Origin of the sequence: Pseudorhizobium flavum (genome assembly GCF_044142885.1) — a bacterium.
GTDB classification, from domain to species: domain Bacteria; phylum Pseudomonadota; class Alphaproteobacteria; order Rhizobiales; family Rhizobiaceae; genus Neorhizobium; species Neorhizobium flavum.
Genome location: NZ_JBIOKZ010000004.1, coordinates 307,438 through 334,006, shown reverse-complemented (window position 1 = coordinate 334,006; position 26,569 = coordinate 307,438). Strand labels below are relative to the sequence as shown.

Annotated in this window: 20 protein-coding genes and 1 pseudogene; 10 read left to right on the top strand and 11 right to left on the bottom strand. The window is 60.7% G+C overall.

Annotation, left to right across the window (positions count from 1 at the left end; all coding sequences use genetic code 11):
* Nucleotides 1-14: 14 nt before the first annotated feature.
* The 11 genes and pseudogenes from ACEPP2_RS11045 to ACEPP2_RS10995 form a co-directional block, all read right to left on the bottom strand.
* A complete protein-coding gene (locus ACEPP2_RS11045) occupies nucleotides 15-1,115 on the bottom strand; it encodes a Gfo/Idh/MocA family protein (RefSeq protein WP_395516631.1) in 1,101 nt (366 codons plus the stop codon).
* A gap of 36 nt (nucleotides 1,116-1,151) precedes the next feature.
* Nucleotides 1,152-1,817 (bottom strand): annotated as a pseudogene (locus tag ACEPP2_RS11040) (ROK family protein); the annotation flags it as partial.
* Nucleotides 1,818-2,095: 278 nt separating this feature from the next.
* The gene (locus ACEPP2_RS11035) at nucleotides 2,096-2,425 is read right to left on the bottom strand and encodes an L-rhamnose mutarotase (RefSeq protein WP_395516630.1); all 330 of its coding nucleotides are present in this window, start codon (nucleotides 2,423-2,425) and stop codon (nucleotides 2,096-2,098) included.
* 60 nt (nucleotides 2,426-2,485) lie between these two features.
* Nucleotides 2,486-3,313: an amidohydrolase family protein gene (locus ACEPP2_RS11030; protein ID WP_395516629.1), complete on the bottom strand. Its 828-nt coding sequence runs from the start codon at nucleotides 3,311-3,313 to the stop codon at nucleotides 2,486-2,488.
* 6 nt (nucleotides 3,314-3,319) lie between these two features.
* Nucleotides 3,320-4,333: an aldo/keto reductase gene (locus ACEPP2_RS11025; protein WP_395516628.1), complete on the bottom strand. Its 1,014-nt coding sequence runs from the start codon at nucleotides 4,331-4,333 to the stop codon at nucleotides 3,320-3,322.
* 55 nt (nucleotides 4,334-4,388) lie between these two features.
* Nucleotides 4,389-5,330 carry an ABC transporter substrate-binding protein gene (locus ACEPP2_RS11020; protein ID WP_395516627.1) on the bottom strand — a complete coding sequence of 314 codons (942 nt, stop codon included), beginning with the start codon at nucleotides 5,328-5,330 and terminating at the stop codon, nucleotides 4,389-4,391.
* 91 nt (nucleotides 5,331-5,421) lie between these two features.
* Nucleotides 5,422-6,441, bottom strand: coding sequence for an ABC transporter permease (locus ACEPP2_RS11015; protein WP_395516626.1), 1,020 nt, complete (start codon nucleotides 6,439-6,441; stop codon nucleotides 5,422-5,424).
* Nucleotides 6,442-6,449: 8 nt separating this feature from the next.
* Nucleotides 6,450-8,000, bottom strand: a complete 1,551-nt coding sequence (locus ACEPP2_RS11010) for a sugar ABC transporter ATP-binding protein (protein ID WP_395516625.1) — start codon at nucleotides 7,998-8,000, stop codon at nucleotides 6,450-6,452.
* 454 nt (nucleotides 8,001-8,454) lie between these two features.
* Entirely contained in the window at nucleotides 8,455-9,453 is a 999-nt protein-coding gene (locus tag ACEPP2_RS11005; protein ID WP_395516624.1) for a LacI family DNA-binding transcriptional regulator, read from the bottom strand.
* A 49-nt stretch (nucleotides 9,454-9,502) separates the two neighbouring features.
* On the bottom strand, nucleotides 9,503-10,492 hold the full coding sequence (locus ACEPP2_RS11000) for an ABC transporter permease (protein ID WP_395516623.1): 990 nt from the start codon (nucleotides 10,490-10,492) through the stop codon (nucleotides 9,503-9,505).
* 13 nt (nucleotides 10,493-10,505) lie between these two features.
* Nucleotides 10,506-11,246 carry an ATP-binding cassette domain-containing protein gene (locus tag ACEPP2_RS10995; protein WP_395516622.1) on the bottom strand — a complete coding sequence of 247 codons (741 nt, stop codon included), beginning with the start codon at nucleotides 11,244-11,246 and terminating at the stop codon, nucleotides 10,506-10,508.
* A gap of 138 nt (nucleotides 11,247-11,384) precedes the next feature.
* Between ACEPP2_RS10995 and ACEPP2_RS10990 the strand changes: the two genes are divergently transcribed.
* From ACEPP2_RS10990 to ACEPP2_RS10945, 10 genes are all read left to right on the top strand, one after another.
* Nucleotides 11,385-12,365 carry an NAD-dependent epimerase/dehydratase family protein gene (locus ACEPP2_RS10990; RefSeq protein WP_395516621.1) on the top strand — a complete coding sequence of 327 codons (981 nt, stop codon included), beginning with the start codon at nucleotides 11,385-11,387 and terminating at the stop codon, nucleotides 12,363-12,365.
* A gap of 48 nt (nucleotides 12,366-12,413) precedes the next feature.
* The gene (locus ACEPP2_RS10985; protein ID WP_395516656.1) at nucleotides 12,414-13,400 is read left to right on the top strand and encodes a sugar-binding protein; all 987 of its coding nucleotides are present in this window, start codon (nucleotides 12,414-12,416) and stop codon (nucleotides 13,398-13,400) included.
* Nucleotides 13,401-13,529: 129 nt separating this feature from the next.
* Nucleotides 13,530-14,477, top strand: a complete 948-nt coding sequence (locus ACEPP2_RS10980) for a sugar-binding protein (protein WP_395516620.1) — start codon at nucleotides 13,530-13,532, stop codon at nucleotides 14,475-14,477.
* Nucleotides 14,478-14,551: 74 nt separating this feature from the next.
* Entirely contained in the window at nucleotides 14,552-16,054 is a 1,503-nt protein-coding gene (locus tag ACEPP2_RS10975; protein WP_395516619.1) for a sugar ABC transporter ATP-binding protein, read from the top strand.
* An 11-nt stretch (nucleotides 16,055-16,065) separates the two neighbouring features.
* Nucleotides 16,066-17,079, top strand: a complete 1,014-nt coding sequence (locus ACEPP2_RS10970; protein ID WP_395516618.1) for an ABC transporter permease — start codon at nucleotides 16,066-16,068, stop codon at nucleotides 17,077-17,079.
* Between the two features lie 480 nt (nucleotides 17,080-17,559).
* Nucleotides 17,560-18,531, top strand: a complete 972-nt coding sequence (gene bcsN / locus ACEPP2_RS10965; protein ID WP_395516617.1) for a cellulose biosynthesis protein BcsN — start codon at nucleotides 17,560-17,562, stop codon at nucleotides 18,529-18,531.
* A 70-nt stretch (nucleotides 18,532-18,601) separates the two neighbouring features.
* Entirely contained in the window at nucleotides 18,602-20,782 is a 2,181-nt protein-coding gene (bcsA, locus tag ACEPP2_RS10960) for a UDP-forming cellulose synthase catalytic subunit (RefSeq protein ID WP_395516616.1), read from the top strand.
* On the top strand, nucleotides 20,779-23,229 hold the full coding sequence (locus ACEPP2_RS10955; protein WP_395516615.1) for a cellulose biosynthesis cyclic di-GMP-binding regulatory protein BcsB: 2,451 nt from the start codon (nucleotides 20,779-20,781) through the stop codon (nucleotides 23,227-23,229). Before bcsA ends, ACEPP2_RS10955 begins: the two co-directional genes overlap by 4 nt.
* Entirely contained in the window at nucleotides 23,226-24,272 is a 1,047-nt protein-coding gene (locus ACEPP2_RS10950; protein ID WP_395516614.1) for a glycosyl hydrolase family 8, read from the top strand. Before ACEPP2_RS10955 ends, ACEPP2_RS10950 begins: the two co-directional genes overlap by 4 nt.
* Nucleotides 24,263-26,539, top strand: a complete 2,277-nt coding sequence (locus ACEPP2_RS10945) for a cellulose synthase (protein ID WP_449619206.1) — start codon at nucleotides 24,263-24,265, stop codon at nucleotides 26,537-26,539. Before ACEPP2_RS10950 ends, ACEPP2_RS10945 begins: the two co-directional genes overlap by 10 nt.
* Nucleotides 26,540-26,569 lie beyond the last annotated feature (30 nt).

Genomic DNA, 26,569 nt, shown 5'->3' with positions numbered 1-26,569 from the left:
TCTGTCTCGTGATGTCAGGCAGCCAGCCGAGTTTCGGAGAGGGACTCCGAAAGAGGGGCCGGCCGCTCCGCTCTGGTCTCGATCATAACCGTGGTGCCGCTTTCGGCCGCCTTCTGGAAGGCTTCCATCACCTCCAGAACATGGAGGGCAAGGGCGCCATTGGCCCGGTGCGGCCGGTTGGCGCGGATCGCATACGCCATGTCCGCCACACCGATCGAGCGGTAGTTGCCATCGGCATAGGGCTGTGTGGTTTCCTGGGGTTCGAAGCTTCCACCCCTCTTCAGCAGTTCCACCTGTCCGCCGAAGTGGTTCGGATCGGGAACAATGAGCGTACCTTCCGTTCCATAAAGTTCGAGCGGCACGTGCTTATGCCCCGCCACGTCGAAGCTCATGCCGATCTGGACGATTGCGCCGCACTCAAAGGCCATCGCGCCCGCAACATGGGTTGCCACATGAACGGGGATGCGCTCGCCGTTGCGCGGTTGGCTGGTGATCAGGCGCTCACTGCGCGGTGAAAAGGCAAAGCCAGAGACCTTCGCCACCGGCCCCAGCAGATTGACGAGGTCGGTGATGTAATAGGGACCCATGTCCAGCATGGGTCCGCCGCCGATCTCGTAATAGAAGTCCGGGTTAGGATGCCAGCGCTCGTGACCCGGGCACATGAAGGTCGCCGTACCGCCGACCGGGAGGCCCAGCGCACCGGAGTCGACAATCGCGCGCGCGGTCTGATGCGAGCCGCCGAGGAAGGTGTCGGGTGCTGCCCCAATGCGCAGCCCCTTCGCTTCCGCAGCCTCCGCCAGGCGCTTGCCTTCAGCAAAATTTATCCCGAGCAGCTTTTCCGAGTAGGTGTGCTTGCCGGCGTCCAGCGCCTGCATGGCGACGGCAACATGGGCCTTCGGCACGGTCAGGTTGACGATGATCTCGATAGTTGGATCGGCAAGAAGATCTTCTACGCTACGCGCCTGAAGATTGAATTCGGACGCCCGCTGTCGGGCAAGCTCCGCATTGAGGTCGGCGAGTCCCCTGATGTCGAGGATGTCGAAGGAGGCCATGGCCTTCAGATACGCCGAGGAGATGTTCCCGCAGCCAATGATCCCGATCCCTACCTTTTTCATAAATCCTCCCAGATTTCAGTTGCAGCCGTCAGCGTCTCACCGCTGTGGCGTCGATGCGGGTCCCGTGGTCGACCACGGAGATTCGTACAGCTCCCAAAGGGCGACAACGGCTGCGCCTTGCGCCCACATCTCGTCGGGCGAACGATCAAAGACGAGATCTGCTACCTCGCGAATGGATGACGGGATCGCTGACCTGTAGGATTCGGAGAGCGCTTTGAGGAAAATCTCGCCGAGCGACAGGCTGGATCCGACGATCACTACCCTCGGCGGCCCGAAGAGGGTCACGATGTTGGCAACAGCAATGCCGACGGCCTCCCCAGCGCGCGTTGCCGCAAGGATGAGAGCGTCGTCTTCGGCCGCGATCAGTGTCTCGGCGACGGCCATTCCACGTCCCAGGCGGACGGCATCGGCGAAGCGGGCATGGTGGATATGCTCTTCCAGGATAGCGGCTTCTCCGGCCAGGGCGGAGAGGCGTACGGTTTCGGCCAAGCCGCTCCCCATCATCAGGTCGCCGAGGTTGTGGCTCAGTCCGCCGGCGCCGCGGAACAGCTGACCGCCGTGCAGGACGCCCAAGCCCAGGCTGTGCTCAAGAGACACGAGCACCATGTCGTCGAGGTCTCGCCCCTTGCCGAACCAGTGGTGGGCAAGGGTGATGGCATGCGAATCGCTTTCCACGATCGTTGAAACGCCGAGGCGCTCACTCGCGCCTTGCAGTTCCACCGCCAACATCAACCCTGCATAGCGCCCTTTTTAGATTAGCACGGCGCAAGTCCGCTGGGTAGCGTACAATCGGCACCGCAATGTCCGCTTTCTCAGGGGATGGATCTGGAGGCGGATATTCTGCTCCCGGCCTGAAGCGGAAATAGTTCCGTTCTGTTCCGGGCCTAGGAACTGCATCTTCAAATGCGCGAAGCGGAAGGAGCTTTTCCGGCACTTTACCGGATCGCCGTTGCTGCTCGGCAGGACCAGGCTTCAGCGGCTCAGTCGTGATGAAAGACCTCTTCCATCATCGCCCACCATTCCCCTTCCTGACAGCTGCCTAGAGGTGTTTGGCAGGGGATGGTGAAAGACCACCATTCTTGGTTCTTGGGGTCTGCTGCCATTTTTGCCATATCGGCCCTAAAGTCGTTACCATGGTACTCCCAGGTGCCGAACAGCAGGTTCTCCGGTTCGCGCAGAAAGATGGTGTAGTTGCGGATATTGCAGAGCGAGATCAGGTCGAGGATCTCCGGCCAGACCGTGGCGTGCAGTTGCTTGTATTCTGCGATCATCTCCGGCTTGACGCCTATAACCATCCCCATGCGCTGCATTCTGGCCTCCTCAGTAGTGTCAATGCCGTCGGCGCCCAAAGACACAGGCTTAGATAAGTCTTAGAACCGCGCCACGTTGAGATTGTAGAAGCGGACGGCATTGCCGCCAAAGACGGCGTCGTGGTGCTCGGGCGGTACAATGTCGAGGCATTGGGTCAGCCAGGCCTGATACTCTCCAGCAAGCCGTAGAACCGGCCAGTCGCTTCCCCAGATCACGCGCTCAGGCCCAAAGAGATCCAGGACGGTTTCCGCATATGGTCGCACCGCGGCAGGTTTCTGGTCGCCGGCCTCGGTCAGCAGGCCCGACAGCTTGCAATGCACATTGGGGAGTTCGGCGAGTGCCTTCATCCGCGCGTACCAGTCGACGAACCTGCCCTCGGCTATCAGCGGCTTTGCACAGTGATCGATGACGATCGGCAGCCGCGTCGATCGTCGGGCGAAATCGAGGAGCGGTTCGAGGTGCCTGGGCAGCACCAGTGCATCGAAGACGAGTCCTTGCTCAATCATCGCGGCAACGGCAGGCTTCAGCGCAGGATCATTGATCCAGCGATCATCTGCTATGTCCTGCAGCATTGGCCTGAAGCCCTTGAGCTTCGGCGTCTGCGCCAGCCGCGCGATGGCAGCGGGTGCATTCGGCGATTTCAGGTCCGTCCAGCCGACGACGCCAAGGATGAAAAGACTCTTGTCGGCCAACTCCAGCATGAACCGAGTGTCAGCGTCCGTCTTCGTGGTCTGCACCAGCACAGTCCCATCAATCTTCGCGTCAGCCATGAGCGGCTGCAAATCCTCTGGCATGAAATCGCGGTAGATCGCTGCCAGTTGTGCCGGAGGCCATTGTCCTGCCCGGTCAACGAGGCGCCAGAAGTGCTGGTGGGCATCGATCCGCATCTTGGATTATGCTCCATCCCGCGGCAGCGGGACGCCTTCAGCAACTAGTCCGCGATCGCGCAGCCGCTGCCAGAAACTGTCGGGGATGTGTTCTGAGAACCAGGCAAGGTTGGACTGGATCTGATCGGTCGTGCGGGCGCCGGACACGATAGTGACGGCTGCGGGGTGGAGGAGCGGGAACTGCAATGCTGCAGCCTGCAGGCTCACGCCTTCTTCCTCACAGGCTGTGCGGAGCGCATCGACCCGCGCCAGAACGGCGGCCGGTGCGTCGGTGTAGTTGAACTTCCTGTTGCCGGCAAGGATGCCCGAGTTGAACGGCCCGGCGACCACAATGCCGACGCCCCGGCGGGCGCATTCATCCATGAGCGGCAGGCTTTCCTGTTCCAGGAGCGTGTAGCGGCCGGCGAGCATGGAGACGTCGATGTCGAAGACCTCCAGCGTATCGCGGATGACTTCCCACTCATTCACGCCCAAACCGACGGCCTTGGTCGAGCCTTCGTCCCGGAGCTTTGCAAGCGCCCGGAACCCGCCGCCATCCGTCAACTGGCTCCAGTAGTGTTCGTGCTGGTCTCCATGGGTCATACGGCCGATGTCGTGCACGTAGAGGATGTCGGGCTTGAGGATGCCGAGGCGCTGCTGGCTTGCCTCGAAGGATCGCATGATGCCGTCATAGCTGTAGTCGTAGACCGGCCGGAAGGGAAGCGGCCGGACGTAACCATCCTCCTCCTCGCCCACGGTCTCATCCGGCGTCATGACACGGCCTACCTTGGTGCTGATGACGAAAGCGTCGCGCGGCAGGTCCGTCAGCATCGTGCCGAGCCGACGTTCCGAGCGAGTGTAACCGTAGAAGGGGGCCGTATCGAAATAGCGTATGCCCGCATTCCAGGCGGCCTTGAACGCACCGGCCGATTCCTCGTAGCTGGTCACGCGGTAGAGGTTACCCATCTGGGCGCAACCGAGGCCGACGAGGGTGACTTCCACATCTGCGTGAGGAAGTTTGCGAGTTTCGGCAGCGTTCATCAAAGTATTCCTTGGGAAGGGCGCGCATCATTCGCGATGCGCGCCAGGGAGGAACTCAATAAAGGACGTTCTGAGCTTCCGGCTTGTCGATATTGTCCTTGGTGACAAGCACGACACCGGTGTCGACGAATTTCTCGACCTTCTCCTTGTTGATGATGCTGGTCACTGTCTGAATGCCGAGTTCACCCATCTGGAAGGACCCTTGAACGGCGATCGCAGCCAGTGTGCCGTCCTTGACGAACTCCTGGAGGTCCTGGTTGCCGTCGAAGCCGACCGCCACAACCTGGCCAGCCTTACCAGACTGCTTCAGCGCGCGGCCCATTCCGATGGCGGTCGGCTCATTGGCGCCGAACATACCTTTGAGGTCAGAGTTCGCGGCCAGAACGTCCGTCGTCTGGTTCAGCGCCGTCGCCATCTGCGACTGAGAGTAGAAGGGGCCTACGATCTCAAGTTTCGAATTCGCTTTGATGTAGTCGGTGAAACCGCCGACACGGCCGATTTCTGAGCCAGCACCTGCGACATAAGACATGACCGCAATCTTGCCTTCGGTGCCGACGCGCTCGATCAGGGCTTGGGCGGCCAGTTCGCCGGCCTTCTTGTTGTCGGTCGAGAGGAAGGACTGATAGTACTGCTCAGCACCCTCGGCCAGCATGGAATCGATGATGATGACCGGGATACGGGCTTCCCAAGCCTTCTTCACGGCGGGAATTAGCGCGTCCGGATCGGACGGGGCAAGCACGATACCGGCAACGCCGCGATTGACGGCATTCTCGACCATGTTGACCTGGTCAGCGATTGCCGATTCCGCAGCCGGACCCTGAAAGGTCATCGTATGCTCCGAGACGTCCTTCATGGCAGCGTCGGCGCCCTTCTGGACGTTCTGCCAGAAGGTCGAGTTGACCGTCTTGACGATCACGGCGATTTCACCCGCCTGAGCGGCAGAGAGCGTGCCAAAGGCCATGGCGGATGCGAGTAGTGCTGTAGCGAGTTTCTTCATGTCTTCCTCCAACTGAGTGGCCATCCGGCCGGTTATCCGGGAGCTCCTCACTCCCTCATGCATGCCGCGGATAAGGGTCCGCACCCGTTCTTCATCGGCGGTTGCGCAGCTGGTCGATCCAGACAGTGCCGAGAATGACGAGGCCGATGATGATCTGCTGTGTGAAGGCGGAGACGCCGTTCATGTTGAGTCCGTTGCGTAGGATGCCGATCACGAAGGCCCCGATACCGGTACCGGAGATCGTGCCCACCCCACCCATCAGCGACGTGCCGCCGATAACGGCGCTAGCGATGGCGTCCAGCTCGTACATCACGCCTTCGTTTGGCTGTGCGGTGACGAGGCGGGACATCAGCACACAGCCGGTGAGGCCGGCGAGCGTTCCGGAGAGGACGTAAGTGAAGCTGACGACGCGCGTAACGTTGACGCCGGACAGGCGGGCTGCATCTGCGTTGGAGCCGACTGCATAGATATGGCGGCCGAGCACGGACCGGTTCAGCATCAAGGAGACGGCGACCGCGATCACCACCATCAGGATGACCGGGTAGGGAATGCCCGGAAAAACGACGGTCGGAAAGCCGTCATCACCAATGTTGACGATGCGAAACAGCGAACCATTCCCAAGCACGCCAAAGGCTTCGCCCAGCCCTGATACCGCACGCGCTCCCGTGATCTGCAGGGCGAAACCACGGGCAATCAGCATCATGCCGAGCGTGGCGATGAAGGGGGGAAGCTTCATCTTGGTGACGAGGATGCCGTTGATCCAGCCACAGATCGAGCCGGTCAGGATGCCGATCAACATGGCGAAGGGCACGGGGATACCCCAGTCCTTGACGGCGAGTGCCGCCACCACGCCGGCCAACGCCAGCACGGATCCGACGGAAAGGTCGATGCCGCCGGTGATGATGACACAGGTCGCACCAATTCCCAAAAGGGCAATGGAGGTGACCTGCAACGCAATGGTCATCGCATTATTGATGGTGAAAAACGCGCTGCTCGTTGCCGAGAATACGGCGATCAGCACGAAGAGGCTGCCAAGTGCGGCAAACTTCTGGATAATGTCCTTCTGGCGATCGCTTAGCCGCCGGGTCTTCTGTTCGCTTATGTCGGCCATGGTTACCCTCAGTGCACCCTCGGGCCGTAGCCCGAGGCGTATCGCATGATCTCTTCCTGGTCCGTGTTCCGCGTCTCCAGAACACCGGTGATGCGCCCGCCGTGAAACACGGCGACGCGGTCAGTCATTCCAAGCACTTCCGGCAACTCGGAACTAATCAGCACGACGCCGATTCCCTTAGCCGCCAGTTCATCCATGATCTTGTAGATCGCGAACTTCGCGCCCACGTCGATGCCGCGCGTCGGCTCGTCGAAGAACATCACCTTCGGCTTACGGAACAGCCATTTGCCAATGATGATCTTTTGCTGGTTGCCACCCGACAGAAGGCGGACCGGCTGTTTGATGGAAGGTGTGCGGATGTCGAGGAGTTGGACATACTCTTTCGCTACCTTGTCGTGCCTGGCAAAGTCGATGAGGCCGAACCTGTTCGACACGTCCTTCATATTGGCCAGCGTCATGTTGGCGTCGATCGGCATCTTGACTGCCAGCCCCTGCGCCTTGCGGTCTTCCGAAAGATACGCAAGTCCCGCCGAGATGGCGTCGCGTGGCGATTGAATCTTCAGCGTCTCGCCGTGGAGCGTAATGGTACCTGTCTCGAGCGGGTCAGCTCCGAAAATGGCGCGCGCGACTTCCGTGCGTCCCGCGCCCATCAACCCTGCAAAGCCGAGGATTTCTCCGCGCCGTAGCGAGAAGCTGACATCGGAGAACACACCGGTGCGGGTAAGGCCGGAGACGCTGAAGATGACCTCCTCGGAGGGAGCAGACGTACGCTCGGGAAATTTCTCTTCCAGGGAGCGGCCGACCATCTTGGCGACGATGTCGTTGACCGTAGTCTTCTCGAAGTCGTCGGTCGCGATGTAGCGGCCGTCGCGCAAGACGGTGACGCGATCGACGATTTCCGCCATTTCGTCCAGGCGGTGGGAGATGTAGACGATCCCGACGCCGGCGGACTTGAGATCGCGGATCACCTTGAAAAGCAGTCGCGTCTCCTGCTCCGTAAGAGAGGAGGTCGGCTCGTCCATGATCAGCACTTCGGCGTTGAGCGACAGTGCCTTTGCGATCTCCACCATCTGGCATTGCGCCACCGAAAGGTTGCGCACCGGCGTCTCTGCGTCGATCGACACGCCGAGCCGGTCAAGACAACGCTTCGCGTCGGCTCTAAGCTTCCTGCGATCGACAAAGGGGCCGCGGCGGGGCTCGCGCGCCAGATAGATGTTCTCCGCGACCGAGAGGTGCGGGACGAGATTGAGTTCCTGGTGAATGATGGCGATGCCGGCGGCCTCGGATTCCATGGGCGCCGCGAACTGGTGGATCTGTCCCTTGTAGACCATGGTGCCGCGGGTCGGCTGGTAGACGCCGCTGATGATCTTCATCAAGGTCGACTTGCCCGCGCCGTTTTCGCCGCAGACGGCGTGAACTTCCCCTCTTCGCAGGTCAAAGCTGACGTCTGACAGCGCGAGAACGCCAGGAAATTCCTTGGTGATGCCTTCGAGACGTAAAAGCGGTTGGTGGCCAGCGGCTGGAACTTCAGCTTCTGGATTGCCAGCCGACTTCCGCATGACGTCGTCCTCCCTCTGTCGGCATTGCTCCACCCGCCAACAACAAATGGTTAAACGCTCTATCGGAAAGTGGTCAAGCCAATTTTCACTAAGGCCGTCGCGGATTCTATTGTGGGCCCCCGGCAAGAGCCGCGAAACAGGTAGTTCCCGCCGATCCCATCCGATGCGAATGAGAGAAAAGGATGCGACGGTAAGGCCAATATGCAGATCCGGTGTCGCTGCAGGCCCCAGCACCGGGAAGTTGAACTGCAAGGCGCACAGGCCAAAGCGGAACGCCGTTGCTACAAATATGGCTTCATACTCCGCAACGTGGCTTGTCGAAGCGCGTCTGGGTATGCTTCATGGCGCGGTGGGGAGATCGTCCGGCGAGCGGCTGGTTGGGCTGCAGGGAAGACGTGTCCTGCCGGGAACTTGAGGCTCAAAGTGGCGTGTCGCCGGACAAAGGACAATCGGCTCAGGCGGACTTTCGTTCAACTAAGCGGCATTCCACCTTTAGCTGGTCGTGGGAGCTGTTCAGGCCGCCGGCAATGTCAGCCATCATCTCCACTGCCATTGCGCCCATCTCGAACATTGGCAGATGGAAGGTCGTAAGCGGCGGGAAGGTAAATTGGGCGATATCGCGATTGTCGAAGCCGACGACCGCGACGTCGGAAGGGATTGCCTTTCCGATTTCTTTCAGCGCCTCAATGCAGCCTAGCGCCATAAGGTCATTGGCGCAGAAAATTCCGTCCGGCGGATCCGGCAGCTTCATCAGGGCATGGGTTTTTTCATAGCCTGAAGAAGGTTCCCAGTTCCCATAGTGCACGAGCTCCGGATCGTAGGCGAGGTCGTTGCTGGCGAGCGCCTGCTTGTAGCCGCGCAGGCGATCGCGCGGGTTGTCCAATCCTTCCTGGCCATTGATGAGCGCAATGCGCCTGCAACCGGCCGCTATAAGCCTCTCCGTTGCCGCGCGCCCCCCCGCCACGTCGCCCGGCACAATAGAGGGAAGGCGCCGTTGCTGATCATAGCAGTTGACCAGGATCGACGGCACCTTGAAGAGTGGTTCCGGGGGATCGATCTTCCGTGTCAGGATCGTCCCGAAGATGTAGCCCACCAACGATTGGCTGTCGCAGATGGAGAAGATGCTCTCCTCCGGATCCTCATCCTTTCGAAAGACGCCAAGGGTGACCCTAATGCCAAGTTCCAGCGCCTTCTCGCGCGCCCCCTCGAAGGCGAGCGACATCCATGGATCCGTGGTGAGCTCATCAACGACGAAAACGATCACCTTGCTGTTCGAGTTCGCCGATGCCGCCGATCTGCTGGAAAGACGGTAACCCAGCTCTTGCGCCGCATCCAGAACCCGCTTGCGCGTCGCTTCGCTGAATCGGGCTCCTGAACTGCCGTTGAGAATGAGGGACACCGTCGCCTGCGATACGCGCGCCAGTGCGGCAACATCCATCATTGTCGGCTTCAATGCAGTCTCCCCGCCAAGCGTCGCCGTCTTCCTTGACGTGATCCGGTTTTCAAGACCTGAAATGCCGGACACGATCGAAAGCGACGGCGACTATGATGAAGGTACCTATGAACATACCTTGCCAGAATGTCGAGATGCCGAGCAGGATCAGGGAGTTGCGAATGACCTCTATCAACAGCGCTCCGACCACCGCGCCGAGTGCATTCCCTTCGCCGCCGGCGAGATTGGCCCCGCCGATGACAGCTGCCGCAATCACCGTCAGCTCCATCGCCTGGCCGAGATTGGTGGTCACGCTGCCGAGCCAGCCTGCCATCAGGATGCCAGCGAGCCCGGCCGTGAAAGCGGAAAACATGTATATGCTGACCTTCATCCGCCGCACTGGGATCCCCGTCAGAAGGGCCGCGTTCTCGTTGCCGCCGATCGCGAAGAGATGCTGTCCCCAGCGTGTCCACCGAAAGATGCACGACATCACCATGGTTAAGGCCGCCAGCACGAAAAGCGGATGTGGGACGCCGAGCGTCGAGCCGCCGCCGATCCACAAGAGGACGTTATGATCTGGCCCAAACTCCCAGATCATTTTGTTGTCAGAGAGCACCATGGCCAAAGAGCGCGCAGCGGACAGTGTGCCGAGTGTGACGACGAATGGCGGCATCCCCGCATAGGCGACCAACAGCCCGTTCAGCAGACCGACCAGGAGCGCGGAGCCAAGTGCCAGGGGTGCGGCCAGCCAGAACGGGGCACCGGCGGCCATCGTTATGCTGATCACCATAGCGCTCAGGACCACGCTGGATCCGACCGACAGGTCGATGCCGCCGGATGCGATCACGGCCGTCATGCCGATTGCGATGATCGCCACGAAGGCGAAGTTGCGTGCAACGTTGAAGAGGTTTCTTTCGCTCGCGAAGGAATCTGTCAGCAAGGTGAGTGCGAGGCACGCGACGATCGCTGCCACCAGGACCCAAAATGACTGCAGACTTGTGATCCGTGTGAACCAGTTCTTGTGCTCACTTGTCGAAATGACGTCATCAACTGTGGTCATCGGCCTTCCTCCCTCATGCCGCCTGGATCGCACCGGTGATGAGACCGGTGACTTCTTCTGGTGAGGAGTTGACGGCCTTTTTGTTGGCCACGAGTTCCCCGCGCCGCAACACAGCGATTGTGTCGGAGACACCGAACACGTCCGGCATGCGATGACTGATCAAGATCACGCTGATGCCGTGGTCTCTCAGGCGACGAATGACATCAAGCACCTCGGCCACCTGACGGACCGAGATCGCGGCCGTCGGTTCATCCATCATGACGATCTTCGGTTCAGACAGAAGCGTACGGGCAATCGCCACCGCTTGGCGTTGGCCGCCGGACATGCGTCGGACGAGATCACGCGGCCGGGTCTCCGATTTGAGGCGGCTGAACAGCCTCGCCGAGACCCCGTTCATGTAAGCATAATCGACATATGTGAAGGGACCGAGCCGCTTTACCGGCTCACGACCCAGGAAGACGTTGGAAGCAGCCGAAAGGTTGTTGCACAGGGCAAGGTCCTGGTAGACCACCTCTATACCCTCACGCTGTGCATCGCGGGGATTATGGAAGGCGACGGGGCGCTCATCGATCCGGATCTCGCCCGAGGAAGGCGGGAAATTGCCCGCTATGATCTTTACCAGCGTGCTCTTGCCAGCGCCGTTGTCACCCATGAGGCCGAGCACCTCGCCCGGCTCGATCGACAGAGATACAGCGGACAGCGCCCGTATTGCTCCGTAATGCTTTGAAATTCCGTCCAGTTTCAGCCGCGTCACCACCTACCTCCGTTGTTTCCCTGATTGGCGCGACCCGGGCACCCGGCGACGCCTGCTGCTCTTTAATCATCACCTGCTTCTTGACATAATATTATTACTAAATATTAATTGGATCAATGGGAAATGAGGGAGGCGCGAATGAGGCTGCTCGTGACGGGCGCGTCCGGTAAGGTGGGTCAGGCCTTCCTGCCTGCCTTTCTCGCTGACCCAAGGTTCTCGCAATGGGAGGTCGTCGCGCTCTGCAACAACCGGCAAGTTCACCTACTTCCCAGACTTTCTGTCGTGCAGGGTTCGATCGCTGATGCGCAGGCAGTTTCACGAGCTCTCGAAGGGGTGACCCACGTGCTCCACCTCGCAGCAGTTAAGGAGAGTCCGGATCAGGCAATCGACGTAGCCTTGAAGGGGCTTTTCATTTTGCTCGAGCGTTTCCGGCGAAAGGCAGATGCGCGCCAGTTCATCTTGCTGAGTGGTGACTGCGTCGTCGGGCATATCTTTCAGGAATATGCGCATCCGATCACCGAGCATTCTCCTCGCAAGGCATACAAAGGCAGTTATGCCCTCACCAAGGTTCTCGAGGAGGTGATGCTGGAGCAATTCGGCAGCCAGTATGGTCTCAACTGGACGACGCTGAGGGCGCCTTGGGTCATGGAGAAGGATGACTTCCGGTTCGCATTTGATCTGTCGGACTCGCAATTCGGAGGTCCCTCTTGGGGGCAGATCGTCGATCCTGAGCGCCTCACGCAGATCCGAAGTCGAGAGGCGTTCCCGGTGATGCGCGATGCGGAAGGACGTCCGCTCAAGCGCAGCTTCATCCATGTGGAGGATCTGGTTCGCGCAATTCTCGCAAGCATCGATAACCAAAACGCCTTTGGCGAGCTCTTCAACATCGCCATGAACGAACCCGTCGATTACCGGCAAGCCGCCGACCTCGCCTCGCATGTCGCAGGCCTTGAGCCTTGCGACATTGAAACACCGTTTCACAGCAACTGGCTCGACAACTCCAAGGCGCGCAAGGTGCTCGGTTGGGAACCCGAGATCGACCTCGCCGGGCTTGTTGATCGGGCATGGAATTATCGACGCGCGGCGGATGACCCGCGCATCGTCTGGTATCCCGGCTGAGCAGGAGGGCTTTCGCCGGAAACTTGGAGGAGGAGAAAGGCAATGAACATCAGATATTTGGCATTCACTGCACTACCAGTTCTCATGCTTCTTGCCGGCGAGACGGCTGCGCAGGAGAAGAAGACACTAGCAATCGTCGTCAAAGGCCTCGACAACCCGTTCTTCGAGCAGATCAATCTTGGCTGCAAGAAGTGGCTGTCAGAGAACCCCGACAGTGAATACGAGTGCCTCTACACCGGCCCCGCGTCGTCGGCGGATGAAGCGGGGGAAGTGCAGATCGTCGATGATCTTCTTACCCGCGGTGTGGCCGCAATCGCGATATCGCCGTCGAATGCACCGGCGATGGCCAACCGCATACGCGAAATCGCCCCGACCGTTCCCGTCATGACGGTTGATGCGGACTTCCTGGAAAAGGACCATGATCTTCGCAAGACCTATCTCGGCACCGACAACTATCTAATGGGTGTAAAGATGGCGGAGGAGGCGATGAAGCTGAAGGCGGAGGGAGGGTCCGTCTGCCTGCAACTCGGCAATGTCGCTGCCGCAAATATCAATGCCCGCGCCCAGGGGTTTCGTGACACGATTGCCGGCGCCAAGGACATTGAACGCCTCACAGGGCAGAACGGCTGGACGGAGATCGAAGGCTGCCCTGTCTATACAAATGACCAGGCTGATCTCGCCAACCAGCAGATGTCGGACGTCTTCACCGCACATCCCGACCTCGACGCGTTCATTCTGATCGGGGGGTGGGCGCAATTTGCGCCGCAAGCCTATACGCAGGTCACCGATCAAGTCATGGACAAGCTGAAGTCCAAAGACCTGATCATCGTCGCCGGCGATACGCTGCCGCCGCAAACCCAGGCCTTCCGCGATGGGCGCAGTCATGCCCAGGTAGGCCAGCGTCCGTTCGAAATGGGATACAAGGCACCTGATGTGATGATCCAGTTGATCAAAGGCGAAAGCGTGGAGGATCCGTTGTTCACCGGCCTCGACGTCTGCAACACCGAGGATCCTGGCTTCTGCAAGGACAACTGACCTAGGCGACGGGGAACCGAGATCGTCCTCAGCACAAAGCGCAGTGTCATTCGGGCGGCCACCATGCCATCCGGATCGCGACCCTGAACCACACTGGCGGCCCGGAGGAGAGGGCAGCGGGAGGAAAAGATGAGATACATTTCGATCACGGCCCTTGCGGCCATCATGACTATGGCGGTGACACCTGCACTTGCCCAGGAAAAGCAGGCGCTTGCATTCGTGGTGAATGCGGCCTCCGATTTCTGGAAGCTCGCCGAAGCTGGAGTGAAGGCAGCCCAGGCAGAACTCCCTGACTTCGATATGCAGTTTCGGTATCCCGCCCAAGGCACCGCGGCGCTACAGAATGCGCTGATGGACGACCTCGTCGCCGCGGGAACGGATGCGATCATGATTTCCTCGGTTGATCCGAAGAACTCGGTCGATGCCTTCAACCGGATCGCCGCCCAAGTTCCGCTGTTCACTACTGATAGCGATGCACCGCAGTCGGACCGCATCGCCTATCTCGGCTCGTCAAATACCCAAGCCGGCATCCAGGCCGGAGAGATCGCCGTCAAGGCGCTGCCGAACGGTGGAAAGTGCATGGGTTTTGTTGGGTTCCTTGGGGCCGACAACGCAAAGGAGCGAATCGAGGGCTTCCGCGAGACGGTCGAGGGCAAGGGCATCGAACTGGTCGATGTCCGTGGCGATGATGTCGATTTTGCGCGCGCGCGCTCGAATGTGGACGACGTGCTCGCGGCAAATCCGGAAATTGACTGTATGGTCGGCTTCTACTCCTACAACCCGCCGAAGATCTACGAGGCGTTACAGGCCGCTGGGAAACTTGGAAGCATCACGGTGATAGCCTTCGATGAGGATCCGATCACACTTGGGGCGGTGCGGGAAGGTTCGTTTGCCGGGACGGTAGTTCAGGACCCTTACCAGTGGGGCTATCAGGGTATGAAGCTGATGGCGTCCTACCTGCAAGGCGACAAGTCGCAGATTCCGTCTGATGGGCTGATCATCGTCCCCACACAGGTCATCGACAGGGACAATGTCGACACGTTTGAGAAGCAACTCAAGGAGCGTATCGGCGGCTGATCCCTGCTCTGTTATCTAGCCTGCGCGGCCGAAAGCCTGCGCAGGCACATCCATCGAATGAGGAGGGGGTGTGGATGGAGCATCGGCCGGAGATGATTGCGCTCGATCTGCTCGGAACTACCAAGGTCTACCCTGGCGCGGTGGCGCTTAATGCCGTCTCTCTTAGTATCAAGGGCGGCGAGGTTGTCGGGCTCGTAGGCGAGAATGGTGCCGGCAAATCGACCCTGATGAAGGTTCTCGGCGGAACGATCCAGCCGGACGAAGGCGAGATCTTGATTGACGGGACAAGTTTCTCGAGCCTGACACCGGCAGAGGCCGTCTCCCATGGCATCGCCTTTGTGCACCAGGAGCTCAATCCCCTTACGAATCTCGACGTTGCCGGCAACATTCTCCTGGGGCGGGAACTCCGCAAAGGCATCTTCGGCCTCATAGACCAGGCTGCGATGGAAGCCCGGGTGCGCCCGCTTCTCGACATGCTGGGCGCGAGGTTCTTGCCGTCTACGCCCGTCTCGGAACTTTCACTGGCCGATTGTCAACTCCTGGAAATTGCCAAAGCTCTGTCGATCAATGTGCGGCTCATCATACTCGACGAGCCAACCTCAAGCCTCACTCTTTCAGAGACGCAGCGCCTGCTGAGCGTAATCCGCAGGCTCCGCAATGAGGGGGTCGCCGTCCTGTTCATCACCCATCGTCTGTCGGAGATTGAGGAGGTTGCCGACCGCGTCGTCGGCCTTCGCGATGGGAAAAACGTGGGTGAGCTTGAGCGTGGGGCGATCAAAAGGGATGCGATGGTCCGCCTAATGATCGGTCGGGACATCCAGCAGTTCTACGAACAGGCGAACCCTGAAAGAGGGCCGGCAGTTCTCGAGCTCAAGGGCTTGAGGACCAGGACCTACCCTGAGGCGGAGGTCCAGCTGGCAGTCCATGCCGGTGAAATTCTCGGATTGGCCGGTCTGGTCGGCGCCGGCAGAACCGAACTCGCGAGAACCGTGTTTGGCATAGACTTTCCAGACGCCGGGACCATCGAAATGAACGGGAAGCCGGTCTCTCCGGGATCGGTACGGGAAGCCGTCAAGGCGGGTATCTGTCTCGTTCCGGAAGACAGGAAGAGCGAGGGGCTCTTCCTTGACTTCACAATTGCCGAGAACATCGTCGTGGCAAACCTCGGTGCAGTGTCGAAGGGCGGCTTTGTCGACCGGCGAGGCGAGCGGCGGGTTGCGGAAAGCTTTCGCTCGCGACTGTCGATCAAGTCCCGCCGCCTTGACTGTCCGGCTGGAGAACTCTCCGGCGGCAACCAGCAGAAAGTTGTGCTGGCAAAGTGGCTGGGGATGGCACCCCGTCTTGTCATACTCGACGAGCCGACCAGAGGGATCGACGTCGGCGCGAAGGCGGAGGTCTACCGGCTGATAGGTGAACTCGCGGTGCACGGTGTAGCTGTGCTGATGATCTCGTCCGACATGGAGGAAGTGATCGGCGTGTCGACAAGGATTGCGGTGATGCGGCGAGGGCGGATTGCCGGAGTGCTGTCGCGTAAGGAATTCTCCGAAGAAGCCATTCTCCACCTTGCCGTCGAATGAAGGGGAAGAAGATGCATAAGAAAGACATCGGGTTGGGTGTGCTCGTCCTCACCGTCGGTGCTATTGTGGCGCTGGCCAATCCTCGCTTTCTCTCCCCGATCAATCTGGCGAATACCGCCAACCTGATCGGCCTATTCGGCCTGTTCTCAATTGCCGAAGCGTTCGTCATCGTCACGGCTGGGATCGAGCTCTCGATAGGCTCCGTCATCGCGCTCCTCGGAGTCATCTTTATCGACCTGATCGCCTCTCACGGCGTACCCTGGCCGGTCGCGCTTGGCCTCGTTCTGGCTCTGGCGGTGGTCCTCGGGCTTCTGCACGGCTGGCTGATTACTAGGCTTAAGCTGCAGCCTTTTGTCGTGACGCTCTGCGGACTTCTGATCTATCGAGGCGTCGCGCGCTTCTACACCAAGGACGGTACGGCAGGCTTCACCTTCGGAACCGAAATGCCGATGCTCGACTATCTCTTTGTCGGACGAACGGCAGGCGTACCACATTCCGTCATCGCCTTTGCGATGTTCGCTGTTGCGGCGTGGTTTCTCCTGCATCGGACAGTATTTGGCCGTCATCTCCTTGCTGTCGGAAAGAATGAGGAAGCGGCGCGTTACTCGGGGATCGACACCAGGCGAGTGATCGTCAGTGCCTATGTGATATGCATGTTTTTAACCGGCGTCTCCGCCGTCTTTTTCGCCATGTACACTAAATCCGTCCAGCCATCTTCGCATGGAAATTTCTACGAGCTCTACGGCATAGCGGCGGCGGTGCTTGGCGGTTTTTCGCTCCGCGGAGGGGAGGGATCGATCATCGGTGTCGTCCTGGGGGTAGTACTGTTGCAGATGCTGCAGAACCTGGTGAACCTTCTGGGCATTCCTTCATCTTTGAACTTTGCCGTCATGGGCACCGTGATCCTGCTCGGCGTCATCGCCGACACCCAGGTCCGCGCGTATCGCGAAAGACATCGGCGAGCGGCTGCGAGATCAGCGCTGACGTTGGCCGTCAGCACGCCCGCCAAAGAGCCGGCGCCGTGAGGTAAGAAACACCGAGGGCAGTTCCGCCGTTCAGAGACCTGCAAACAAACGCGTGACGCAAGCCATGGCGGTTCGGCGCGTTTGAATGATAGACGGATATTCACGGTCGGGCATGCTGGTAGTTGTGGGTCCGGCGACTCAGGCGAGAGCCGCAAGGTTTGTCGCAGGTTCTCTGTTGGAACTTACGCAGTCGGGAACAGCCGTCGCTATCAGCCGAAGGCAGAGATTCTCGGTGTTAACGAGGCTTCCCGTGGATACCTATTGGTGCACTCCCCCTTCCGAGACATTGAACATCGTGCCAGCGTTTTGAATGCAGCACAGCTTCCTTTCGCCGCTATGGGGTTTGGTCGAACCCCAGGTGTCCACCAATGATGCGTCTTTAACCATTGATTAATGCTAGCTGGTGCTAATACGCCTTACAGGCGGGTTCGCGTATTGATTTGCCACGTCTTTTCCCAACCTTGACGAAAGGACGGTGTCGTGTCGGTTGCGAGAGCCTGGATGTTGCGTGTCTGCACAGGAGTGATGATAGGGACGGTCGGTGCTGGTTGCAGCTCCACGGGTACGGTGACGCGCCCGGTATCTCCCGCTCTAGTCGCCGACGAGCAGGCGCTGGCGCTGCCGCCCCCGGGCGGTCCCGCAATCATCGGGGTTGTGGAGCGCACGCGCGGCAATGGTGTCGAACAGACCATCTCCCTTGCTACAACCGCACGCGTTACTGGCCAGAATTACCTTAAGATCGAGTTTTTTGGACCTGATGTGTCGCGCGGCGAGTCGGCCGCGTTTAGAACCATTAACGAGCGCGCCATCCTGAGCGAGGCAGCGGCCGCCGTACCAGGCGTGGGCCTTTCGCGCCGCTCGACCTTTCTGCAGAACAGCTACGGTCCTTTCGCCTATGCCGCCGGCCGCAGCGCCTTCGGTGATACCTGCATCTACGCATGGCAGCAGATACGTGCCGGGACGGCGTCGGACGGGATCGGGCGCAACTTCGGCACGATTCAGGTACGCTGGCGGCTTTGCGACGCCTTCGCGAGCGAAGAGCAGCTGCTGAGCGCCATTTACGGCTACACGATCACCGGCACCTTCGACGGGAAGGCCTGGAATCCCTTCGGCGAACCCAATCGCGTCGATCCCCGCCTCGGCGAGACGGGATACCCTATCTACCCTCAAAACGGCGCAAGGCTTGCAGGCCTGCCAATGGGGTATGCCGGAGGGATCGACCTCCGCTCCACGGCAACCATTTCAGCACGGCCCGTGCGCAGCACCGTAGAGGCACCGCAGCCTGCGGGAAAGAATGAAGCGCGCGAGGCGGGACCACGGGTGCCCAGTCCCGATCAATTGACGACAAGAGCAGCCGCGGAAGCTTCCGCGGCTACACAAGAACAACATACGGCGAAGCGACCAACGGTCATGGTGCCTTCACCGAAGGGTTTATCAACGCCCCAGCCATGATGGCGGGCGTCAACAACTGGCGTATATCCGGTCCTATCCGCGGCCGGTTCCTTGGCGCCGAAGGATGTCGATGCACAGAGCCCGTAGCGTATTCTTGTGGGCGATCGTGGCGATCTTCGAGATCGTCCTGATCACACTTCCGGTCAGCCTCCAGGCTCAGTTGATCGCGGGGATCAGCGTCGTAACGCTGATGGGCGTCATCAAGATCCTCAACGCGCAGGGTACATGGCGCCTGGTATCGCTGGCGCTCGGCACTGGCATTGTCTTGCGTTACGTCTACTGGCGCACCACCGAAACGCTGCCGCCGATCGATCAGATCCAGGACTTCATCCCGGGCATGCTGCTCTACCTGGCCGAGATGTACAACGTGCTGATGCTTGCACTCAGCCTGTTTATCGTCGCGATGCCCCTGCCGCCACGCCCGTCGCGCAAGGATGCGGTGGAGGACTTCCCGGACGTCGACGTCTTCATTCCGAGCTACAACGAAGATGCCAAGCTGCTGGCCAATACGCTGGCGGCGGCGAAGGCAATGGATTACCCGCCAGAAAAGCTGCACGTCTGGTTGCTGGATGACGGGGGAACAGTCCAGAAGCGAAGTGCCGCCGATGTGGCCTCGGCGGAGGCCGCCCGCGAGCGGCATCATGAACTTGCCGAGCTTTGCCGGGCCTTGGGTGCCAATTATCTGACCCGCGAACGCAACGAGCATGCCAAGGCCGGAAACCTCAACAACGGTCTTGCCCATTCCACCGGCGATCTAGTGGCCGTCTTCGATGCAGACCATGCGCCGGCGCGCGACTTCCTGCGTGAAACTGTCGGCTATTTTGGCGAGGATCCAAAGCTCTTCCTCGTTCAGACGCCACACTTCTTCATCAATCCCGATCCTCTGGAAAGAAACCTGCAGACCTTTGACACGATGCCGAGCGAGAACGAGATGTTCTACGGCATCATTCAACGCGGCTTGGACAAGTGGAACGCCGCCTTCTTCTGCGGCTCGGCAGCCGTGCTGAGCCGCAGAGCCCTTGAGGAGACGGGAGGCTTTTCGGGGCTGAGCATCACGGAGGACTGCGAGACGGCGCTGGCACTCCACAGCGCTGGTTGGAACAGCGTCTATGTCGACAAGCCACTGATCGCCGGTCTGCAGCCTGCGACCTTCGCCAGCTTCATCGGCCAGCGCAGCCGCTGGGCACAGGGCATGATGCAGATCCTGCGTTTCCGCTTCCCGCTCTTCAAGGGCGGCCTGAGCGTGCCGCAGCGGCTTTGCTACATGTCATCGACCCTGTTCTGGCTGTTTCCTTTCACTCGCGCAACCTTCCTGTTCGCGCCGCTGTTCTACCTGCTCTTTGACCTGCAGATATTCATCGCTTCCGGCGGCGATTTCCTAGCGTACACGCTGTCCTACCTGATCGTGAACCTGATGATGCAGAACTACCTCTACGGTTCGTTCCGCTGGCCGTGGGTGTCCGAGCTCTATGAGTACGTGCAGACCGTTCACCTTCTTCCGGCGGTGGTCTCGGTCATGCTCAATCCGCGCAAGCCGACCTTCAAGGTGACTGCGAAGGACGAGTCTATCGCCGTTAGTCGCCTCTCGGAAATCAGCCGCCCCTTCTTCGTGATTTTTGCCGCGCTGGTGATTGCCACAGGCTTTGCCGTCTACCGGATCTATACCGAGCCGTACAAGGCGGACATCACGCTCGTGGTGGCCGGCTGGAACGTCCTCAATCTCATCCTCGCGGGTTGCGCGCTGGGTGTCGTCGCGGAGCGCGGCGAGAAGGCGGGATCTCGACGGGTCAAGCTGCAGCGTCGGTGCGAGGTGGTTATCGATGATCACCCCTATGCTGCCTCCATCGAGGATGTGTCGGTGGGCGGCGCTCAGGTCCACATCTACTCGAAGCAGATACGCGGGCTTGGCAAGGGGAAAGAGGCGCTGTTACGCTTCCAGCCCCACGGTATGGATACGAAGGAAACGCTCCCTATCATAGTGCGCAGGGTAGAGACATCGGGCGACCTTACGACGATCGGCTGCCAGTATCAGCCGGCCGGGCCGCTGGATCATCGCTGGATCGCCGACCTGATCTTTGCAAACTCCAGGCAGTGGTCGCAGTTTCAGGAGTCGCGGCGGCGCAACCCGGGCATCGTCAAGGGCAGCCTGATATTCCTGAGTGTGGCGCTCTACCAGACGAGCCGCGGCCTCGTTTACTTCCTGCGCGGCCGGGGCAGCAACAAGGTAGCTGGGGAGGGGCGTGCACGATGAGGCGGTTCCGGTACCCGTTTGTCTTCATTGCCTTTTGCGGCCTCTCTACGACGGTGCTGGCCCAGCCGGTACCCTTCGACATGTCGCCGGAACGGCCGGCGGGCCAGGGAGAGGTGCCCCAGATGCCACGGCCGCGTCCGGTCGCTCCGCGAGAGCCGGTACCGCAGGCTGAGGAGGAGGTGCCGGCAGCTGCCAACCCGCCGGCGCCAGCGCCTGTTCAGCAGCCGGCGCAGGTGGAAGCTCCTCGACAGCCGGAACCGCCGCAAACGACCGCTGCGCAGTCTTCCGCGGCAGGCGATTCGCTGCGCCGCTACATCGTTCCCTCGGAAAGTTTGGCGCTGACGGGTGAATACAGCCGAAGCGCATGGTCCGTCTACTTGACGGCCGAACAGGCGGGAGCCGCCCAGTCGATCAACCTCGGCTATCAGAATGCAATCGTCGTCGCACCGGAGGCGTCCACCCTGTCCCTGTTCATCAACAACAGGCGCGTCGGGGAGGAAAGGATCAGCGCTCCGGATGCAACGAGGTCAGTACGCTGGCCCATACCCGCCGGTCTCTTGCGTCCGGGCAGTAATGACGTGGAGCTGGTGGCGAGCCAGAGACACCGGACCGACTGCGATGTCCGTTCGACCTACGATCTGTGGACGCAAATAGACAGCGGCGAGACCTACCTGCAGTTCGGCCCCCAGTTCGCGCCGGCGAATTCGGCGGTCGAAGCGGTGAACGCGCTTGGGCCGGATCCGGAAGGGCTAACGCAGTTTCAGATGGTGGTCCCCTCGGTCGGCGCGATCGAGGAACTGGCGCCTCTGTTGAAGCTCACTCAGGGTCTTGCCGTGATGAACGGCATGCCAAACCCACGGTTCTCCTTTCGGGAAGGTCTGCCGGACCCGATCGGAGCGCCCGGCCGCCTGACCGTTGCGATCGGAACGGCAGCCGAACTTGCCGACCTCCTGCCATCTTTGCCCCCGGGCGCCGAAGCCGGGCCCGTCAGTGCCGTCACCCCGTCTGGAGACGGCAAGACCTCCATCATCGTCTTTACCGGACCGACGTGGTCTGCCGTCGGCAGCGCGATCGACAGCTTTCTGGCGCCGGTCGTGCGGTCACCGACCCTGCGACGTGAATCCATGTCGAACGAGCGATGGGTGCGCCCTAACGCTCCCTTTGTCTTCGGCGGCGAGAGGTTGACTTTCGCTCAGCTCGGCATCTCGACAATCGAATTTTCAGGGAGACGTTTGCGGACCGGCTTCGATATTGCCGTCCCTTCAGACTTCTATGCCGGTGCCTATGGCGAGGCAACCATCCTTCTCGATGCCGCCTATGGGGGACAGGTCACAGCCGGTAGCCACATCGATGTCTACGTTAACGGCAACATTGCCTCGACCGTGCCCATCACGGAAGGCGGGGGGGGTATTTTGCGGCAGGCACCGATCCGCATCACCATGCGGCACCTGCGCGCCGGCATCAACCGTATTGAGGTCGAAGCGATCCTGCTGTCGGATGCCGATAGCGCCTGCGTCCCCGGCAGCAATGCATCGACCGACGCCCGCTTCGCACTCTTTGACAGCTCCGCATTCTTTATGCCGAGCTACGCCCGCATCGGGCAGACCCCAAACCTTTCGGCTCTGTCGGGGACGGGATTTCCCTACAGCCGCCAAACGGAGGCGGCGGCCTTCTTCATGGACAGGATTGATGCCGACATGCTCTCGGCCGCCGCCAATTTCTTCGGCAAAGCAGCGCAAGTCTCCGGTGCTCCCATCGCCCTCGATCCCGTGTCAGCTGCCAATGCCGTGGGCGGCCGCAACGCGATCTATATCGGTTCGGCCGGGCAGCTACCGGCCAACGTCCTGACCCAGCTTAATCTGGCCCCGAGCCTGGCTGCGGGATGGAGCCCCGCCGCAGGAGAAGGCCAGACGGCCGGCGACACTGCCGCCTCGATCGAAGCCTGGCGTGGCCGAGTTCAGGGAGGCTTCCTGAGCCAGAAGATTGCTTCCTTCCGCGAGTGGCTGCAGGCCAAGCTCGATCTTTCTGAAGAGGCACTGCGGTTCCTGCCCGGCAGCGAGACGGTGTTCAGCCCGGATGAGGACGATGATCTCCTTCTGGCGCAGGGGCCGGGCGTCAACGGGAGCGGTATCTGGACGGTGCTGACGGCTCCGAGCCCGCAGGAGTTGCGCCTGGCCACCGGTGAACTTGGCCGGCAGGATGTCTGGCAGCAGATTGAAGGCCGCATCTTCAGCTATTCGCGCGCGACAAATGATGTCTCGATTCAGGAAGCAAGCAAGCTCTCCTTCCTTCCGCCGCTCGATACCTCGCTTAAGAACTACCGCCTGATCGCTGCGAACTGGCTGTCGAGCAATCTGCTTTCCTATGCACTCGCCATTGTGCTTGTGTCTTGCCTGCTCGGTGTGACAACGGCTAGCCTGCTCAGATGGCTGGGGAGGCGAAGATGACCGCCGGACGGCTGATCTCCATGCTGACGCTCATCGGATTGCTGGCCTCGTCATGGCCTGCGGCTGCGCAGCAGGGCTCGCTGCAAGCATCGCTTTGGAAGACCTACAAGTCGAGGTTTCTCGATGCCAGCGGCCGGATTATCGACAATGCCAACGGCGGTATAAGCCACAGTGAGGGGCAGGGCTACGGTCTTCTACTCGCCTTCTTCGCCAACAGCCGGTCGGACTTCGAACAGATCTGGTCGTTTACCAAGATCGAACTGCTGGTGCGCAACGACGGGCTTGCGGCGTGGAAATGGGATCCCACCGCCCAGCCGCATGTAACGGATGTGAACAACGCTTCCGACGGGGACCTGCTGATCGCCTACGCGCTGGCGATGGCAGGTGCCGCTTGGGATCGGCAAGATTACGTTTCCAGTGCGGCATCCCTTGCACGTGCGATCCTCGAGAACGTCGTCGTGGAGCGAGGGGGACGGGTGCTGCTCCTGCCGGCGGCGGAAGGTTTCGACGCCGGCGAACGGGCCGATGGTCCCGTAATTAACCCGTCCTACTGGATCTTCGAGGCCTTCTCCATCATGGCCATCCTAGCACCTTCCGACCAATGGCCGAGGCTGGAGCGGGACGGGCTGGCCCTTCTGAACACCATGAAGTTCGGCCCACGCAACCTGCCGGCGGAATGGGTCAGTCTGGCGCGGCAGCCGAAGCCCGCCGAAGGGTTCGAGGCAGAGTTTGGTTACAACGCTATTCGTATTCCGCTCTATCTGTTGCGGGCAGAGGCCGAGATAGGTCTCGTGAAGCGCTTGCAGGAGGGCATGACGGTGGACGGCGGCACTCCAGCTATCATTGATCTCAGCAGCGGCGAACCAAAGGAGCGGCTGGACGATCCCGGTTATGATTTCGTTAACCATGTTGTGGCCTGTGTTAACAACGGCACCGTCGTGCCGAACGCCGCCCGCGAGCTGACGTCGGAATTCTATTATCCGGCAACGCTGCACCTGCTTGGACTTGCTTACCTCGTGGAGAAACATCCCTCGTGTCTCTGAAGCTGCCCATACTGATGGTCTCCGCTGCCGTATCGGCGGGTCTGTTCGTGACGCAGTCGAGCGACACGTCGTTGCCATTGTCTTGGCTGGCGTCGGAGGTTGCGGACGTGAGCAACGGCCCGACCGTGCCACAACTCGTGGCAGACGAGGGTGGAGACCCCGCGGCGCTCGATGTGGTCGCGCGCGACATTCTCGCCCTGCGGCAAAGGCCGCCAAAGACGGAGCGCGTAAATCAGCCTGCGCCGATCGTTCCCTTTGAGCTTTCGCAGTTACTACCGGACAGTGCGGCTCAAACGACCGGGCGGACGGATACCAGTTCGGATGAGCCACCGGTGGAGGTGGACGAGACGGCGCTTCGATACTTCGCTGCGCAAGGGGACACAGCGCGACTTGCTGCCGAGATCGCACGCCTGCGGCAGCTTTATCCGAACTGGACACCGCCGGCGGACCCGCTTGCCGTGCCCCAGAATACCGATAAACAGCTCGACACCATGTGGCAGCTTTATGCGGAGGGTCGCTACGCCGAAGTTCGCAAGGCAATTGCGGAGCGCCAGGCGGCGGAGTCCGATTGGCAGCCCCCAGCCGATCTCCTGGAGCGTCTTGCCCTCGCAGAAGGGCGTGCTCGTCTGATCAATGCTTCCGAACTGAAGCAATATGAGCGGGTCATTGAGGTTGGTGCTGCCAATCCGCCCCTTCTGAACTGCACCGAAATAGATGTTCTGTGGCGCGTGGCCGAGGCTTTCGCGAAAACCGACCGGCCCCAGCGCGCGGTGGATGCCTACAACTACATCCTGACGAACTGCACGGATCCGGCAGAGCGGCTGGCCACCGTCCAGAAGGCCGCCGTCGCATTGCCCTATGCCCGCGTTCAGCCTCTTCTCGCGTTAGAAAAGTCCTCAGAGAACGGAACTGGTGAGTTCGACAGCATCCGTGACGATCTCGCTCGCCGCTTTGTGGCCCAAGCGAATGAAGAGTTGTCGCTTAAGATCGCGCCGGAATACGTGGAGCGGTTGAAAACGTCAGCCAGTGCAAACGGCCCAGCCTCCGATGCCTTGCTGCTTGGCTGGTATTATCTGCGACGTGATAATGCCGACGAAGCTGCTGTCTGGTTCAGGCGTGCCAGCGAGCGCGAAGACAACGCCGAGGCTGCACAGGGGTTGGCGCTTGCCCTGTTGGAGCAGGGCAAGCCAAGCGAGGCGGAAACCGTGCTCTACACGTGGCGTGATGCCTCCGAGGACGCGACAGCGACCTATCTGGCGGCAACCGCGAACGTCCTGGCGATCGATCCGCCGCCGAGGATCGAGGAAAACATCCTGACGCGGATGGCAGAGACGGTGATTGCCGAACGCTATGCGCCTTCGGCACAGCAGTTTGGTTGGTATGCTCGTGCGTTCGACCAGCCGCAGACGGCGGCCCAATGGTTCGAGACAGCACTGAATTGGGCGCCGGAGGATGAGCCTTCCGCCTATGGCCTTGCCTTGACGCGGCTTCAGCTGAACGACAGGGTGGGCTTTGCCGAGCTTCAGCGGAAATGGACCGACAAGTCGGCGCGGATTGCAGATCTGGCAAGAGGGCGGACACGCGAGGGGGATGGAACGCCAGCGGCAGCGTCTCAGTCAGACCAACGCACCACCGAGGAGCGATCCGTTCAGCAGAGCCCGAGGGTGGCAGCGCGAACGGCCCCTCCTTCGCTCGAATCGGGCCAGCCTGCACCTCCGGCACGGGCCACCACCCTTGTCACCACTGTCCGCCGTTCTTCCTGCTCGAGCCCAATTCAAGCCTCTCGTCTATCACCGGGTGCAGCACTACAACGCGGGTGGTGCCTGATGGACCTGAACCGGCCGCTTGAAGCCGCGGAGAGTTTCGGGGTGGCCGTTTCTAGCAGCGATCGCAACATCAGCGAAGATGCCGCCTACGGACAAAGTCTCGCCTATCTCCGCCTCGGCCTGACCGACCGCGCGGCCGTTGCGGCGACGAAGGCTCCGATGCGCGCGGTAAGAGCCCGCGAGCTGCAGGCGTCAATCCTCGCCGGCCGGGCCATTCAGGCGTTCCAGTCCGAGCGCTACCGGGAGACCCTTCTTTACCTCGATCAGAGGGCGCAGGTGCAGCAGGAGCCGGTCGACCTGATGGTCTTGCGCGCCTACAGCTACATGAACCTGAATAGACCGCATGATGCGCTCCGTCTGTTCGAGGCCGCCGCCGCCACTGGCAATCGTGACGCAAGCCGCGGCCTCGCCGACGCCAAGGCTGCGGTTGGTTTGAACTGATGCCATGAAACGGTCACTCCGACCGTTATC